The sequence below is a fragment of the Deinococcus aquatilis DSM 23025 genome, from assembly GCF_000378445.1.
Taxonomy (GTDB): Bacteria; Deinococcota; Deinococci; order Deinococcales; family Deinococcaceae; genus Deinococcus; species Deinococcus aquatilis.
This window is the reverse complement of record NZ_KB899695.1, coordinates 222628-237531: the sequence shown is the minus strand read 5'-3', so window position 1 is coordinate 237531 and position 14904 is coordinate 222628. Positions and strand designations below refer to the sequence as shown.

Annotated in this window: 13 protein-coding genes; all 13 read right to left on the bottom strand. The window is 64.0% G+C overall.

Going from position 1 to position 14904, the window contains the following annotated elements; translation table 11 throughout:
• Nucleotides 1–48 precede the first annotated feature (48 nt).
• Entirely contained in the window at nt 49–939 is an 891-nt protein-coding gene (locus F561_RS0101185) for an ABC transporter permease (protein ID WP_019008105.1), read from the bottom strand.
• The gene (locus F561_RS24470) at nt 932–2023 is read right to left on the bottom strand and encodes an ABC transporter permease (protein ID WP_019008104.1); all 1092 of its coding nucleotides are present in this window, start codon (nt 2021–2023) and stop codon (nt 932–934) included. Before F561_RS24470 ends, F561_RS0101185 begins: the two co-directional genes overlap by 8 nt.
• Nucleotides 2020–3576 carry an ABC transporter ATP-binding protein gene (locus F561_RS0101175; RefSeq protein WP_245556398.1) on the bottom strand — a complete coding sequence of 519 codons (1557 nt, stop codon included), beginning with the start codon at nt 3574–3576 and terminating at the stop codon, nt 2020–2022. Before F561_RS0101175 ends, F561_RS24470 begins: the two co-directional genes overlap by 4 nt.
• Nucleotides 3577–3861: 285 nt before the next feature.
• Nucleotides 3862–4989, bottom strand: coding sequence for an LLM class flavin-dependent oxidoreductase (locus F561_RS0101170; RefSeq protein ID WP_019008102.1), 1128 nt, complete (start codon nt 4987–4989; stop codon nt 3862–3864).
• Between the two features lie 165 nt (nt 4990–5154).
• The gene (locus F561_RS0101165; RefSeq protein ID WP_019008101.1) at nt 5155–6000 is read right to left on the bottom strand and encodes a carbohydrate ABC transporter permease; all 846 of its coding nucleotides are present in this window, start codon (nt 5998–6000) and stop codon (nt 5155–5157) included.
• A gap of 1 nt (nt 6001) precedes the next feature.
• A complete protein-coding gene (locus F561_RS0101160) occupies nt 6002–6934 on the bottom strand; it encodes a carbohydrate ABC transporter permease (protein WP_019008100.1) in 933 nt (310 codons plus the stop codon).
• A gap of 323 nt (nt 6935–7257) precedes the next feature.
• Complete coding sequence (locus F561_RS0101155; protein WP_019008099.1) at nt 7258–8490, bottom strand: ABC transporter substrate-binding protein; 1233 nt, start codon at nt 8488–8490, stop codon at nt 7258–7260.
• Between the two features lie 291 nt (nt 8491–8781).
• Nucleotides 8782–9372, bottom strand: coding sequence for a tRNA (adenosine(37)-N6)-threonylcarbamoyltransferase complex dimerization subunit type 1 TsaB (gene tsaB / locus F561_RS0101150; protein WP_019008098.1), 591 nt, complete (start codon nt 9370–9372; stop codon nt 8782–8784).
• Between the two features lie 254 nt (nt 9373–9626).
• Nucleotides 9627–10400, bottom strand: a complete 774-nt coding sequence (locus F561_RS0101145) for a heme exporter protein CcmB (protein ID WP_019008097.1) — start codon at nt 10398–10400, stop codon at nt 9627–9629.
• Nucleotides 10390–11082 carry an ABC transporter ATP-binding protein gene (locus F561_RS0101140; protein ID WP_019008096.1) on the bottom strand — a complete coding sequence of 231 codons (693 nt, stop codon included), beginning with the start codon at nt 11080–11082 and terminating at the stop codon, nt 10390–10392. Before F561_RS0101140 ends, F561_RS0101145 begins: the two co-directional genes overlap by 11 nt.
• Before the next feature lie 78 nt (nt 11083–11160).
• A complete protein-coding gene (locus tag F561_RS0101135) occupies nt 11161–11847 on the bottom strand; it encodes a cytochrome c biogenesis CcdA family protein (protein ID WP_019008095.1) in 687 nt (228 codons plus the stop codon).
• A gap of 168 nt (nt 11848–12015) precedes the next feature.
• Entirely contained in the window at nt 12016–12402 is a 387-nt protein-coding gene (locus F561_RS0101130) for a hypothetical protein (protein ID WP_019008094.1), read from the bottom strand.
• Nucleotides 12403–12532: 130 nt separating this feature from the next.
• Entirely contained in the window at nt 12533–14884 is a 2352-nt protein-coding gene (locus F561_RS0101125) for a transglycosylase domain-containing protein (RefSeq protein WP_019008093.1), read from the bottom strand.
• Nucleotides 14885–14904: the final 20 nt, after the last annotated feature.

The window sequence follows — 14904 nt, the reverse complement described above, 5'->3', positions numbered from 1 at the left end:
CCCCACGATCCACGTTCTACGATCTACGATCTGGCTCCTATTTTTCTCCTACCTTTCTCCCCGCACATACGCCCGCCCCAGTCCCGCCGGAGCGTCTCCCTGTTGTCCGCGCAGGCCCGCCAGTGCCAGCACCACCAGCACCAGCACAAAGGGCATGGCCGAAAAAACCTCTGTGGGAATGGGGCTGTTGCCCTGAAGCCGGAATTGCAGGTAGTACAGCACGCCAAAAAATAAGGCTCCCAGGATGGCCCGCAGGGGCCGCCAGCCCACAAAAATCACCAGTGCCACGGCGATCCAGCCCAGCCCCGCCGTGGTGTTGTCGGCCCACGATGCGCGGTAGCTGAGGGTCAGGAAGGCTCCGGCGATGCCTGCCAGTGCGCCTCCGGCCAACACAGCAGCGTAGCGTACCCGGCCCACGTTCACGCCCAACACGTCGGCGGCGGCGGGGTTTTCTCCTACCGAACGCAGCGTCAGGCCAGAGCGGGTGGAATTCAGATAAAAGGCCAATGCAGCGGCCAGCAGCAGCGCAAAGACGGTAAATGGGCTGATGACGAATCCGGCCAGATTCCAGTCGGGCACCTTGTTGAACAGGGGCGCTCCCTCGTACCGCTTGCCCAGCAGACCCGCCGCGCCAGTGCCCAGCAGCGCCAGCGCCAGCCCGCTCACAAACTGATTGGCCCGCAAGGTCACGGTGGCAAAAGCGTGCAGCGAGGCCAAGAGTGCGCCCGCCGCCATAGCTGCCAGCACCGCCACCCACAGGTTTCCACCCGGCGCAACCGCCACCGCGAAGGCGGCCAACGCCCCCACCGCCATCATGCCTTCCACGCCCAGATTCACCACGCCGCCCCGCTCGTTCAGGATTGCGCCGAGGCTTGCCAGCAGCAGCGGCGTGCCCACGGCCAGCGCCCGCACCAGGGCTTCTACGAACACGTTATCCATTGGCTTTGCTCCCTGTGTTGTCTTTTGCCTGCCCGTTTCCCCACGTTACCCGGTTCCGAACAAAGACCTCGGAGCTGATCAGGCACAGCAAGATGACGCCGCTGAAAACGTCTACGACCCGGAAGGGCATGTTCAGGTCAATTTTGAGCAGGTCGCCGCCCGCCAGAATAATCGCCATCACGGGCGCGGTGATCAGGCACAGGGCCGGGTTGCCGCGTGCCAACCACGCCACGATCACGGCGGTAAAGCCGTAGCCGAGGCTGATCTGTCCGGCTTCCAGCAGGCGGTGATGAATGCCTGCCACCTCGCCCGCGCCCGCCAGACCTGCCATGCCGCCCGTGATCAGGGCCACCGTGGTTGCCACCCGGCCCGCGCTGAGGCCCGCATACCGCGCCGCGCCGGGGTTTTCGCCCACCACGCGCAGGGCGTAGCCGAACGTCGAGCGGCTGAGGACCCATTGCAGCGCCAGTGCGCCCGCCACGCCCAGCACCAGCGTGGGCCAATGCACCTGCGTGCCGGGTACGACGGACAGAAATCCGCGCTCTGGAATAAGGTCGGTGTAGATGTAGCCGCGCACGTCCTTGCCCTTCCACGGTCCGGCAATCAGGTAAGTCACCACGGCCACGGCGATGTAATTCAGCATCAGGGTACTCAGAATCTCGTTGACGTTCAGGCGGCGCAGCCACGCGGCGATTCCGGCCCACAGCCCGCCCCCCACTGCGCCCATGATAAACATGGCGGGCAGCAGCAGCGGCCCTGGTAGCGGCACAAACAGCCCCGTTCCCGCCGCGAATACCGCTCCCAACAGCAACTGTCCTTCTGCCCCGATATTGAAAAACTGGGCGCGGAAGGCCAGCGCCAGCCCCGAGCCGATCAGCAGGAGCGGAATGGTGCGGCGGGCGACTTCGGCCAGTCCGGTGGAATCGCCCAGCGTGCCGCGAAGCATGGTGCCGTACACCGTGCCGGGGCTGACGCCGTAAAAGAAGAAAATCAGGGCACACAGCAGGAGCGCTACCACCACGGCAGCCAACGTGACCCACGCGGCGCGGGCGGCAGAGGGGGCAGACAGAGCCGTGAACCTCATGCCACCACGCCCTGATCGGCACCAGCAACAACCGTCGGATGTGCCCCGCCCATGATCATTCCCAGCGATTCCCGCGTCACCTCGGCCACCGGAAACGGCCCGCGCAGTTCTCCGCCCACCATCACGCCGATCCGGTCAGACAGGCTCAGCAGTTCATCCAGATCTTCACTGACCAGCAGCACGCCCGCGCCGCCCTCAGTACGCTCCAGCAGCACGCGGTGAACCTGATCGGTGGCTCCGATGTCCAGCCCATAGGTGGGGTGTACTGCCAGGATCAGCTTGGGCGAGCCGTTCAGTTCCCGCGCCAGAATCAGTTTCTGGATGTTGCCGCCGCTGAGCAGTCGGCTGGGGGTATGAATGCTGGGGGTGGCGACGGCGTAATGTTCCACGTCCTGCCGCGCCCGCGTATCGGTGGCGGCGAGGTCGCGGGCCAGCCCACGGGCCAGCGGCGCACGCGCATAGTCGCGCAGGGCCAGATTTTCGGCCACCGTCATGGTGGGCACGGTGCCGGAATGAATTCGGTCTTCGGGGATGTGGGCCACGCCGCCGCGAAAGCGTTCCTCGGCGTTTCCGGTCAGGAGTTGGCCTGCCAGCGTCAGCTCTCCCGCCGAGGCATGCAGTCCGGCCAGCACTTCCACCAGCTCGCTCTGGCCGTTGCCCGCGATTCCGGCCACGCCCAGCACCTCGCCCTCGTGCAGATCGAAGCTTACGCCGCGCAGGGCAGGCAGGCCGCGTGCCCCCAGCGCCGTCAGGTTCCGCACCGTCAGCAGCGGCGTTTCTGATTTTGCGCTGTCCGTGCGTTTGCGGGTAAAGTCCACGCTGCGGCCCACCATCATCTCGGCCAAGTCCTCGCGGGTCGCGCCCGCCGTGTTGCGTCCGCCCACCACCTTGCCGCGCCTCAGCACCGTTACGCGGTCAGCCACCGCCAGCACCTCATCCAGCTTATGAGAAATAAAAATCAGGCTGCGGCCATCGGCCTTCAGTTCGCGCATCACGCGGAACAGGGCGTCGGCTTCCTGCGGAGTCAGCACGCTGGTCGGCTCATCCAGAATCAGCACCTGCGCTCCCCGCATCAGCGCCCGCACGATTTCTACGCGCTGTTTTTCTCCCGGCGAAAGGTCGGACACGCGGGCCTGCGGATTCACCTCCAGACCGTATTTGCCCGACAGTTCGCGCACCCGCCCCGCCACTCCCCGCGCCGGAAACAGGCCGCTGCCTCCGCCGAGGGCGAGGTTTTCGGCCACCGTATGCCGCGCCACAAGCAGCGGATGCTGCGGCACAAGGCCAATGCCCAGCCGCAACGCCTGCGCCGGACTGGTCACGCGCACGGGCTGGCCGCGCAATTCCACCGTGCCCTCATCGGGTTGATACAGGCCGTACAGAATAGAAATCAGCGTGCTTTTGCCCGCACCGTTTTCGCCCAGCAGGGCCAGAACCTCGCCCGCATCTACGGTCAGGTCTACGCTGTCGTTGGCGACCACGCCGGGAAACCGCTTGGTGATGCCGCGCAGCCGCAGCGCAGGCGGGGAAGGAGGTTGCGTTGTCTGGGTCACAGTCACCGTCCAGAAAGAAGGGGAGAGGGCGGAGTGGTGGGCAGGACATCATTCACGCGGGCCAGAGCCGAAAAGCATGCAACGCTCATAGGCCAGAGCCTATCCTGACTGCTTTGCACTCTGCGCGGGTCAGGTCAGATCACTTCGGTTCAGTCGGGCCGTCCAGTGCTTAAAATTGTGATTTGTTTCGCATATTAGTACGGCGTCTAAGTAAATGCAAGGCAGTCTGGAAAGCCAAAAAGAAGGCGGAAGCCTTTGCCTCCGCCGTCTTTGCTGCCAGTCTTCCTACGCTACAGGTGCAACCTCGTCGCTGTGGATCACGCGCAATTCTTCGGCCCTGCCCTTCAGGAGCGGCATCACCAGTTCGCCAAAGCGCCGGGATTCTTCCAGATGCGGATAACCGCTGAAAATAAAGGAGCTGAAGCCCATTTCCTCGTAGCGCCGGATTTTGGCGGCCACCTGTTCGGGGCTGCCGATCAGGGCCACGCCGACGCCGCTGCGGGCCATGCCCACGCCCGCCCACAGGCCCGGTTCCACCATCAGATCGGCCCCCACACCCGACAGCATTTCTATCTGGCGCTGCTGCCCCACGCCGTCTACATGGGCATAACTTGCCACAAACGCCGCCCGTACCGCTGGATCGACCCGGCTGATCAGGCGTTCGGCGGCGGCGTGGGCCTCGGCCTCGGTTTCGCGCACGATGACGTGGGTTCGCAGGCCGTAGCGCAGCTTCCGTCCGGTCTGTTCTTCCAGCGCCCGCATCTGGCTCAACCGCTCGGCCAGCATGTCTTCGCGCTCGCCCCACATCAGGTACACGTCGGCCAGATCAGCGGCGATCTGCTGGGCCACCGGGGATGCGCCGCCAAAATACAGCGGAATGGGCTGCACGGGGGCGGGGTCCAGCACGGCCTTGTCAAAGGAATACAGCTCGGATTTGAACGATTGGGGCGGCGGCTGCGTCCAGAGTTGGCGCAGGATGGTCATGAATTCGCGGGTGCGCTCGTAGCGGCGGGCGTGATCCTCGTTGTCGCCGTACATGGCATTTTCGGCGGGGCTGCTTCCGGTCACGATGTTCAGGCGCACCCGTCCCGGAAACAGGTTTTGCAGCGTTGCCAGCATCTTGGCGTACATCGCCGGGTGAAACATACCGGGCCGCACCGCGATCAGCAGGGCCGGATCGGTGGCCGCCGTGCGGGCCAGGGCCGCCACCGCCGCCGTGTAGTTTTCATGCTCGGAGTGGTAGTTGGTGGCGGTCAGCAGGGCGTCGAATCCTGCCTCGCCCGCCGTTTCGATCAGACTGGAAATGTAGGGCAGGGTGGGCTTACGCGGCGGCTTTTCGCGGGTGCCGATGTACTCGCCGTCGCGGGAGAGTTGCAGGAACCACAGGAATTCGGACTGGGAAGGGTTGGGCATTTGAAAACCTCGGTCAGTGAGGAGTTTGGCGGTGGAAGGTGAACCCCCCCGTTGCTGGCGCAACGCCCCCCCTTGAGGGGAGGACAACTGCTCTTGCGCTCCCCTTTAAGGGGGGCTGGCTGCGAAGCAGACTGGGGGGTTTACACGGAATCTCAGCTTGAATTCTCACGCCTTCACCCCGCCCGCCGTCAGTCCGGCCACAAAGCGTTTCTGGAACACGGCGATCAGAATGACGATGGGCACGGTGGCAATGACCACGGCGGCAGCGATCAGCGGCCACGGGAAAGCAAATTCGCCCTGATACAGCGTGACGCCCACCGACACGGTTCGCATACTCAGGCGGGTATTGAAGCTGAGGGCCAGCAGAAATTCATTCCAGGAATTCACGAAGACCAGCAGCGCCGCCGTGACCACGCCGGGGGCTGACAGGGGCAGCACCACGCGGGTCAGCGCACCCAGACGGCTGGAACCGTCCACCATCGCCGCCGCTTCCAGATCGCGGGGAATGGAACTGAAGAAAGCCACCAGCGTCAGGATAGCCACGGGCAGGCTGAGGGCCGCATACGGCAAAATCAGCGCCGGATACGAATTGAGCAGCGACGCGCCGCGCATCAGCCGGAACAGCGGCACCAGCAGGCTGACCACCGGAAACATGGAAAAGGCCACCACCACGGTCAGCAGCACGCCCCGGCCCCGGATATTCAGGCGAGACAGGGCGTAGGCGGCGGGCGCGGCCACCACGATTGCCAGCACGGTACTCAGCAGGCTGACGGTCAGGGAATTGAAGAAAAAGCGGGCAAAGGGCTGCTCGGTAAACACCTGCGCGTAATTGGCAAAATTCAGTGTTCCCGGCAGGTATTGCACCGGGAATTTCTGCAATTCGCCTTCGGTCTTGATGGAGGTCAGCACCATCCAGAGGAAGGGAAAAAAGCCCCCGAGGATCAGGGCGGTCAGGCCCAGCCAGCGGCCCACCCGTTCCAGCGGTGAGAGGCGTGGGGGCGTGTCTTCCATATCAGTCCCCCCCGCGCACAAAGCGCACGTACACGGCAGTCACGGCCAGACTGACGGCAAAGAGGGCCACACTCAGGGTCGCCGCATAGCCGAAGTCCAGAAATTCGATAGAGGTGCGGTAGATGTATACGCCCAGGGTTTCCAACAACCCCTGTGCCGGAGCCTGCTGAATGAAGGTGTACGGAATATCGAAGACCTGCACGGCGCTGATAGACCGGAAAATGAAGGCCACCGCGAGGCTGGGGGCCAGCATGGGCAAAATGATTCGGAAGAAAGACTGCACCCGCGTGGCTCCGTCGACATCGGCGGCCTCGGTGAGTTCGCGGGGAATGCCCTGCAAGCCGCCCAGCACGATCAGGGCCACAAAAGAACTGGTTTTCCAGACAATCGTGACCACCATCGCCGCCACCGCCAGCCCCGGCGTAGACAGCCAGCGCAGCGGCTCCTGAATGATGTGGGCACGCACCAGCAGGTCGTTGAACACGCCGTATTGACCGTTGAAGAGCCAGGCGAAAATCAGGCCCGTGATGACCGGAGGCATGGCCCACGGCAGCAGCAGGGCCACCCGCGCCAGCCCACGCACCCGGCTGGGCGTATGTGCCGCCAGCGCCATCGGAATGCCCACCAGAAATGATCCGGCCACCGTGAGCACGCCAAAAAACAGGGTGTTTCTCAGGGCCTGCCCAAACCGGGCATCACCGAACATCTGCACGTATTGCTTGAAGCCCACAAACGGCGTGCCCAGCCCCGGCTCGGTCAATTTATTGACAAAGAGGCTGTCCCGCAGGGTGGTCAGCATAGGAAACAGCAGCACCCCGCACAGCAGCAGCGCGGCGGGGGCCAGCAGCAGCACGGCCAGCCAGCCCTCGGACGGCTCCCGGCGCAGGCGGCGCGGCTTGGCCCCTTGAGAGGTGGATGGAGAGGGGAGAGCCATGCACAGACCTCGCTTTGGTCAGTTTGATCAGAGGGTGAATCGATCTAGAGAGGGAGGGGGTCTAAGGGTCTAGGAGTCGAGGGTCTGAGGGCAAAAACTGGGGGCAGTTGTCCTCCCCTCAAGGGGGGGCGTTGCGGAGCAACGGGGGGGTTCGCCCGCGAAGTCAGATTAAAGCCGCGTGTAAACCCCCCAGTCGGCTTCACAGCCAGCCCCCCTTAAAGGGAGCGCCAGAGCCGTTGTCCTCCCCTTTAAGGGGGGGCGTTGCAAGGCAACGGGGGGGTTCACCTTCCAGCCCCGAACAACACCCTCTCAGACCCACCTTCTTACTTCAGCAACGGCTCCAGATCCCGCTGCATCTCGTTCAGCGCGGCGTCCACAGTCTTGCTTCCGGCCACCGCTGCCGAAACATTGTTGCGGATGATTTCGCTGACGCGGGGGTAGTTGGCCGTAATGGGGCGGGGGCGGGCCTTGGTAACAATCGAGAACAGGCTCTTGAAGTGAGGGTTGGCCGCCACGACGCCCGAATCGTTGTAAAGGCTCTTGCGGATGGGCAGATAAGCGCCCTTGATCGCCATTTCCTTCTGAACGTCGCTGCTTGCCATAAATTGCAGCAGTTTGGCGCTGGCCGCCTTGTTGCGGCTATAGGCGCTGACGGCCCATTCCCAGCCGCCCGTACAGGTGGCCGTACTGTTTTTGCCGAAAGCGGGGATAGCGGTCACGCCCACGTCGCCCTTGACCTTGGTGGGCTGGGGGCTGTTGCCCTGAAAGTGCGCCCAGGCGTAGCTCCAGTTCAGGCCGAACAACACGTTTCCGGCCTGAAACTGCTGGCGGCTGTCGTCGGTCTTCATCTCGCTGCTGGCGGCGGGGGCCAGTTTGGTTTTCACGGCATTCACCAGAAAGCCGAGGCCCTGTTTGGCGGCGGGGCTGTTCACGTTGCTCACGTTGCCGCCGCCCGTCCAGGTCATCTCCAGAAAGTTGCAGACCGTACCTTCGATGGGCGCACCCTGAAAGTTGAAGCCCTGCAAATTGCCGCCCTCGGCCTTCTGAATGCGGGCAGCGGTGGCAGCCAACTCATCCCACGTTTTGGGCACTTTAGCGTTGTATTTGGCCAGCAAATCCTTGCGGTAGTACAGGAACTGTGCGTCGGTAAAGGCAGGCATGGCGTACAACTTGCCGCCCACGCTGGCCGCGTTCACCGGGCCTGCAAGGAAGGCTTTCAGGTACACGTCTTTGTTGGGCACGTAGGCGTCCAGTGGTTCGGCCCAGCCTGCGGCGGCAAAGGTGGCCGTGCGCACTACATCGATCAGGAAAATATCCAGCGTGTTGTCTTTGGCGGCCAGCACGGTGGTCAGGTATTGGTTCTGCGCCTCACTGGTGGCCCCGCCTGTCTCAATCTTGATTTTAATGTTCGGGTTTTGCTTCTGAAAGCGGTCAAATAGTGGTTGGAAGATTTCCGGGCGCTGCTGGCTACCCATGAAGACATTGAGGGTGGTCGTTGCGGCGCTGGCGGCAGAACTCAGCAGCAGGGCAGTGGTCAGGACAAGACGGGTTCGCATATTCAAGCCTCCAGTACGGGTCGTAGATGACCCAAGAACAGATGACCGATCCTATCAACAATTCATAGGACGGGTCAGGTGATGCCGACCACCCCACTGCTCTCCAACTGTTCTGGTGAAAGCTGCTGCCATACAGAATGGCTGGCACGCGGCCAACAGATCGGTCGTTCCGTACGACACCACTTCACGAAGTCAGGCTGGATTGTGCAAGCAAGGTTGGGAAATCTATATCACATCGGTACTTACCAGTTGGGCAGATCGGTGGTTCTGGCCCGGATTCAGTACCGAGGTTCAGAGGTAAGACAAGGCCCAGTCCGTTTGCCCGTGTGCCAGTCCTGCCCGCAAGAGAGCCTCTCCGTTTGGGGCAGCGTCGTGAAACTGGGGCAGGCCCGCTGCCCGAAGCTGAAACTCTTCCATCGTCTGTTTCTCGGGGGCATGAACAACCTCGGTAACTACGCCGCTCTGCACGTTGTAGACCGCGCCGTACACGTTGCCGCGCCGTGCATCCAGCGATACGGCCACCGCCCCGGAAAGCTGCACGCCCTCCGGCCCACGTACCAAACTTTCCAGCGTGGACACCCCCACCACCTCTGCGCCCCACACCCGTGCCAGCCCCAGCGCGTAACTTGCGCCCACCCGGACGCCCGTATACGATCCCGGCCCCGTACCGATCACGATCCGCTCTGCCCGCAGCGGCAATCCGGCCTCGGCAAACAGCTCTGCCACCGCACCCGCCACCCGCTCGGCATGGGCGCGGCCCACCTCGGCAGACCAGACCCGCACGCCATCCGGCCCTGCCAGCGCCAGGGTCAGAAATGGCGTGGCGGTATCGAGGGCCAGAGTGATGGGAGCGGCGTTGGTCGGAGCAGGGGAGGGGATCACGGGGGAATTGTAGGGCGCTCTGCGCCGTGAGTGGTTAGTGGTGAGTGGTCAGTGGGAAGGGCGGGGGGCTGCGGTGGGTGTGGATCGTGGATCGTGGATCGTGGATCGTGGATCGTGGATCGTGGATCGTGGATCGTGGAGGATGTGAAATTAATCTTTGGGCGTGCTCCTACGCTTCAGAGCTAAAAACCCTGAACTTCCTGCCCACCCGCGCCCTTCCCACGTTCCACGATCCACCCTCGGCCCAAAGCGCCTCATCCCTCCACCGCATAGGGAAAAAGCAGCGTCGCCAGAATCACTGTGCCGATATCGAAGGCGGCCAGAAAGCCCACCCACGCCGTGACCTCGGGCGTCCAGCCGGTTTGCAGCAGCAGGGTGGTGGCCTTCACGGTGGCGATGACCACAGGCACCAGAATGGGAAAGGCCAGCGCAGGCAGCAGCGCCTCTCGCGCCCGCAGGCTGACTGTGATGCTGCCGTAAAAGGTGGTTCCGGCGGCAAAGCCCAGCACGCCCAGCACCGTGAGCAGGGTCAGCGCAGGCCACGGCACGGCCCGCCCCGCACCTGCCGCGCCAAACAGGATCAGGCCCATTGGCACGGCCAGCGCCGCCACCAGCAGCAGCGGCCCCAGCACGCCCAGCAGCTTGCCCAGATACAGCGCCCCGTGTGGTCCCGGATAGAGGGTCAGTTGCTCCAGCGCCCCGGCTTCCTGCTCCTGTGCAAAGGCCCGCTGAGCGCCCACGGCGGCGGCCAGCGCGAGGGCCGTCCACACCGCGCCCGAGGCCAGCGCCGCCGCCTGATCGTCCGACCTTCCGCCGCCCCCGGTGAGGGCCAGCCCCAGCACCAGCAGTACCAATCCGGCAAAAAAGCCCGTGGCAAGCAGAGCGTCACGGGTACGGCCTGCCACGCTCAGGTCTTTGGCGGCCACCGTCAGCACCGTCTGAAGGTTGGATTGCAGAGGGTGAACCGTGGTCAACACCTCTTTTTCTACGTTCCACGCTCCACGTTCTGCGTTCGGTTCACCCGCCATGATCGTCCTCGGTCAGCAGGCCCGCTGCCAGCCGCAGCGCACGGGGGGCCACCTGCCGCGCCAGATGCGGTTCGTGGGCGGCGATCAGCATGGTCACGCCGCGCCCCGACAGGTTGCCCAGCAGGTCAAGGGTCAATTGGCGTCCGGCATCGTCCAGATTGGCAAACGGTTCGTCTACCAGCGTGATCGGGCGGGCCAGCAGGTGGGCGCGGGCCAGGGCCAGGCGCTTCCGCATGCCCGCCGACAGGAAGCGCACCCGCCGCGCCGCTGCCCGTTCCAGCCCCACCCGGCGCAGCGCCGCAGCCGCATCGCCCTTCATGGCGTGCATTTGCAGAGCAAAATTCAGGTTTTCCTCGCCCGTCAGATCGGGGTACAGGCCCGCGTCTACGGGCATCAGATGAATGCATTCGCGCACTGCACGGCCATCGCGCAGGTCAAAGCCAAGCACCCGGCCCTCTCCGCGTGTGGGTTTCAGGCCAGAAGAAATCAGCCGTAGGAGCGTGGTTTTGCCCGCACCGTTTTCTCCCAGCAGGGTCACACCCGCGCCCGCCGCCACATCCAGATCCAGCCCCCGCAACACCACCTCGCGGCCCAGCCGGAGCCAGACGCCGCGCAACTGGACGGCGTGGGGCGGGTCAGTGGTGAGTGGTGAGTGGTCAGTGGGAAAGGCGGAGTCAGACATTCTGTGTCCGGGTCTCTAGGAGCCAGAACAACGGCCCCACATCTTTTTCCACGATCCACGATCCACGTTCCACGATCTTCAAATCCTCAACCATTCGGGCATCACTCCATAAAAAAACGTTGCCAGCCGCGTAAATTGCCCCGTGACCATCAGCAGGCCCACTGCCACCAGAATGCCGCCGCCCACGCGCTCGAAGATGCCGGAATAGCGGTTCAGGCGGCGCAGGTTCAGGCGGTTCCAGAGCAGGGCGGCCAGCAAAAACGGCACGGCGAGGCCCAGGGTATACGCACCCAGCAGGCCCACGCCCTGGCCGAGGCTGGCGCTGCTGGCAGCCAACCCCAGAATGCTGCCCAGCGCGGGGCCGAGGCAGGGACTCCAGCCGAAGGCGAACGCCGCGCCCAGCGCCACCGGGCCGTATCCGCCCGCATCGGCCAGGGCGCGGGTGTCGCGCATCAGGAAGGGAAAACGCACCACACCCAGCATCACCAGTCCAAAAAAGATGATCAGGACGGCGGCCAGTTGCCCCAGCAGGATTTTGTGCGGGGCCAGCACCGCGCCGAGGCTGCTGGCGGTAGCTCCGAGCGCCACAAACACCAAGCCAAATCCCAGAATGAATCCCAGCGCCCGCAGCAGGGGTGAGCGTGCGCCGCCAATAACGCCCAGATAACTGGGAACCAGCGGCAACACGCAGGGACTGAGAAACGAAAAGAGTCCCGCCAGAAATGCCACCGTGACCGTGGGTGCAGAGAGGCCGGAAGTCAGCATAGGGGCAGTCTAGCGGGCGAGGGATGGGCAGGGCGTCCCGTGTGGAGCGTGGAGCGGCGAAATGAATCTCTAGGGTTGTTCCGAAAGTTCACAACCGAAACCCCTGAACTTCCTGCCCCCCTGCGTCTTGCCCACGTTCCACGATCTACTTCCCAGCGCGTCAGCGCCCTACCATTCCCCCTGAAACGTTCCCTCCCAGGCATTCAGCACGCGTCCTCCCTGCACCAGCAGCACCGTGGGATAGGCCCCCACTTTTAACTTGCGGGCAAAGGTGGTGGCCTCTGCGCCGCGCCAGGGATTGATGCCCGCGGGGGCCGGGGCGGGGGTGTCTTCGGCATTGACGGCCCTTACGGGAAGGCCACTGTCCAGCACGGCCTGCCACAGGTCTCCCAGATCGCCGCAGTCGTGGGAGTACACCACGACCACTTCACGGTCGGCAGCACTTGTCCAGGGGTGGGGGGGCAGGGTGTCTCCCAGTCTCACGCGGGCGTCGGCCTGGCCCGCCCCCAGGGTCAGTAGCAGAGTCAGCAGCGGAGCGTGGCGCATGGGGGCCATGATGCGCCACCCGCGCCGTCCTTGCGTGACCGACCTATGAGAACAGTCAGCAATGAAGGCGGCCCACCGAAGGTCCGGGGGCCGCCAGATTGAAGCTAGGAGTAGAGGCGAGGGTAGGTGGCCCCCAGCCCTAGGGCGCAGTGGGTGTCAGGGTACTGGACTGGCCTTTCACGGCTTTCAGGGCTGCCGGGTCGGGTTTCTCGTCGCGCAGGGGGGCGGGCGTGGGGTCAGGCGCATAACCGGGAAGCTCCTCGATGTACACACGCCTCTGCACGATGTTGGCTGGGGGCGTGAATTCGGTGGCCAGCCGCCCGGTGGTGCGGTCGATGTCGATCATGGCGGTGCGGGGATCGACGCTGCCCGGCGCAAAGGTGGTTTCGCGGTACACGGTCGGCACAGGCGCGTCGGGCTGAATCTGGGTATCGGCGGCGTCGCGGTAGTCAGGGTCGAGCAGAGCAATCTTGACGCCAGGCAGGTAGCCGGGGTCAGGTGCATCCGCTGTCAGAATTCCTGGAGGCTCATTGAACTGCGTGACTGTTTTGCCCGCGTGGGCGATTTCCATCATGCGCCGCCAGATTGGAGCATTTACGTAGCCAGAGTAGAAATAGGTGGGCATCTCGCCGCCCTTCTGCTTGCCCACCCAGACGGCTCCGGTATACAGCGGCGTGGTTCCCACGAACCAGAAATCTTTGGGGCCGTTACTGGTGCCCGTTTTGCCCGCCACCGGCCAGTCTCCGAATTTGGCCTTGGTCGCCAGCCCGCCCTGACGTTCCGTGAGGTCGTTCACCACGCCCTGAATCATATTCAGACCCAGATAGGCGACCTGCGGCGTCCAGACGCGCTTGGGTTTGACCGGGGTCGTTCCGGCGTCATACAGCACCTCGCCGCGTGCGGTGGTCACGCGGGTCAGGTAGCGCGGCGCACGGTACAGACCGCCGTTCACGAAGGGAGCGTAGGCCGCCGCCATCTTCACCGGAGTGGTCTCTACTGCGCCCAGCGCGGCGGCCAGCCCGGTTCCGTCGTTGGGCGGGACTCCCACATCACGCAACTTGCCAAAGAAAGTCTGAAGGCCGATCCGGTCTGCTAGGCGCACCGTGACCAGATTCAGTGAGCGGTCGAGGGCTTCGCGAATGGTCATGCTGCGGTAGGTGGTCGCGCCCTCAAAATTCTTGGGTTCGTACACGCCGTCTTTACAGCCGATACACGGATAGGACACGGGTTTGTCGTCTTCGCGGTGATCCTGGGTCAGGCCGGTGCTGAGCGCGGTGGTATACAGCAGCGGCTTGATGGTGGAACCGATCTGACGCTGTCCCTGTGCGGCGTTGTTCCACTCGTCTGGGGGCGCGTTGCCCACCAGTTTCTGGCCGATCATGCCCAGCACTTCCCCGCTATAGGGGTCGAGGATGGTGGCCCCCAGGGTCGCGCCGGGGGGCAGACCGGTGGCTTCCCGGCTGGCCGTTTCCACAGCGTTCTGGAGTTTGGGATCGAGGGTGGTATACACGCGCAGGCCGCCGCTGCCGTACACCTTCTCGCGCCCGAATCGGCGCACGAGTTCGCCCTCCACCTGTCCCATAAAGTGCGGGGCGCGGGTGGTGGTCACGGCCTTGAGTTCTTTGGCGGTGCGGTCCACGAGTTTGGCGGTCTTCACGTCGCCGTTCCCGGCGTACACCACCTGCCAGCCACGCGGTTGCAATTTTTCCTGCCACGCGGCGTCGGCCTGTGCCTGCGTAATCCACTGGTCTTCCACCATGCGGGCCAGCACCACCTTCATCAGTGGGCGCACCTCGGCATAGTTGAAATAACGTCCGGCGCTGGGCACCAGAATCGTCAGGTACACGCTCTGGGCCAGCGACAGGCGCTTGGGCGTGGTGCGGAAATACGCCTGAGATGCCGCGTAGATGCCGTACAACTCCACCGGGCCGCCGTCGCCCCAATAGATCGTGTTCAGGTAATTCTGAAGAATTTCTTCCTTGGTAAAGCTGCGCTCGACCTGCACGCTCAGCATCCACTCTTTCAGCTTGCGGTCAGGCGTGCGGGCCTGGTTGTATTCCTCCAGCAGCAGCGTATTTTTGACGAGTTGATTGGTCAGCGTGCTGCCGCCCTGTACCTCGTCGCCGCGTGCCAGCCGCTGGAATTGCCGTGCCAGCCCGTAGGGATCGAGGCCGTAATGCTCGAAAAAGCGCCGATCCTCGTTGCTGATCAGGGCGGCCACCATAAAGGGGCTGATTTCGTCCAGCGTAACCAGCGTGCGGCTGATGGCCTGCTCACCGATTTTGGGAATCAGGCTGCCGAGCGAGGTGTTGTCGCGGGCAAAGACCCGTGTTTCTGCCCCCAGAGAGCGGGTCAGGGAATCGAGTTGGCGGTAGTCGGGCAGTTCGCGTGCCCATTTGCTGGCATACGTCGCCGCGACCCCCGCACCCGCGACCAACGCCGCGATCAGCAGGGAAGTCAGAAATTTTAAAAACCTCAATACGAAAATCAAGCCTCTCTCCTCTTGGCCCG

Excerpts from the sequence above, each read along its gene's own strand:
- F561_RS0101165 (WP_019008101.1), bottom strand. The coding sequence starts at position 6,000 with ATGGAAGACACGCCCCCACGCCTCTCACCGCTGGAACGGGTGGGCCGC.
- F561_RS0101170 (WP_019008102.1), bottom strand. The coding sequence starts at position 4,989 with ATGCCCAACCCTTCCCAGTCCGAATTCCTGTGGTTCCTGCAACTCTCC.
- F561_RS24470 (WP_019008104.1), bottom strand. The coding sequence starts at position 2,023 with ATGAGGTTCACGGCTCTGTCTGCCCCCTCTGCCGCCCGCGCCGCGTGG.
- F561_RS0101160 (WP_019008100.1), bottom strand. The coding sequence starts at position 6,934 with ATGGCTCTCCCCTCTCCATCCACCTCTCAAGGGGCCAAGCCGCGCCGC.
- F561_RS0101135 (WP_019008095.1), bottom strand. The coding sequence starts at position 11,847 with ATGCTGACTTCCGGCCTCTCTGCACCCACGGTCACGGTGGCATTTCTG.
- F561_RS0101185 (WP_019008105.1), bottom strand. The coding sequence starts at position 939 with ATGGATAACGTGTTCGTAGAAGCCCTGGTGCGGGCGCTGGCCGTGGGC.
- F561_RS0101145 (WP_019008097.1), bottom strand. The coding sequence starts at position 10,400 with ATGGCGGGTGAACCGAACGCAGAACGTGGAGCGTGGAACGTAGAAAAA.
- F561_RS0101155 (WP_019008099.1), bottom strand. The coding sequence starts at position 8,490 with ATGCGAACCCGTCTTGTCCTGACCACTGCCCTGCTGCTGAGTTCTGCC.
- F561_RS0101130 (WP_019008094.1), bottom strand. The coding sequence starts at position 12,402 with ATGGCCCCCATGCGCCACGCTCCGCTGCTGACTCTGCTACTGACCCTG.
- F561_RS0101140 (WP_019008096.1), bottom strand. The coding sequence starts at position 11,082 with ATGTCTGACTCCGCCTTTCCCACTGACCACTCACCACTCACCACTGAC.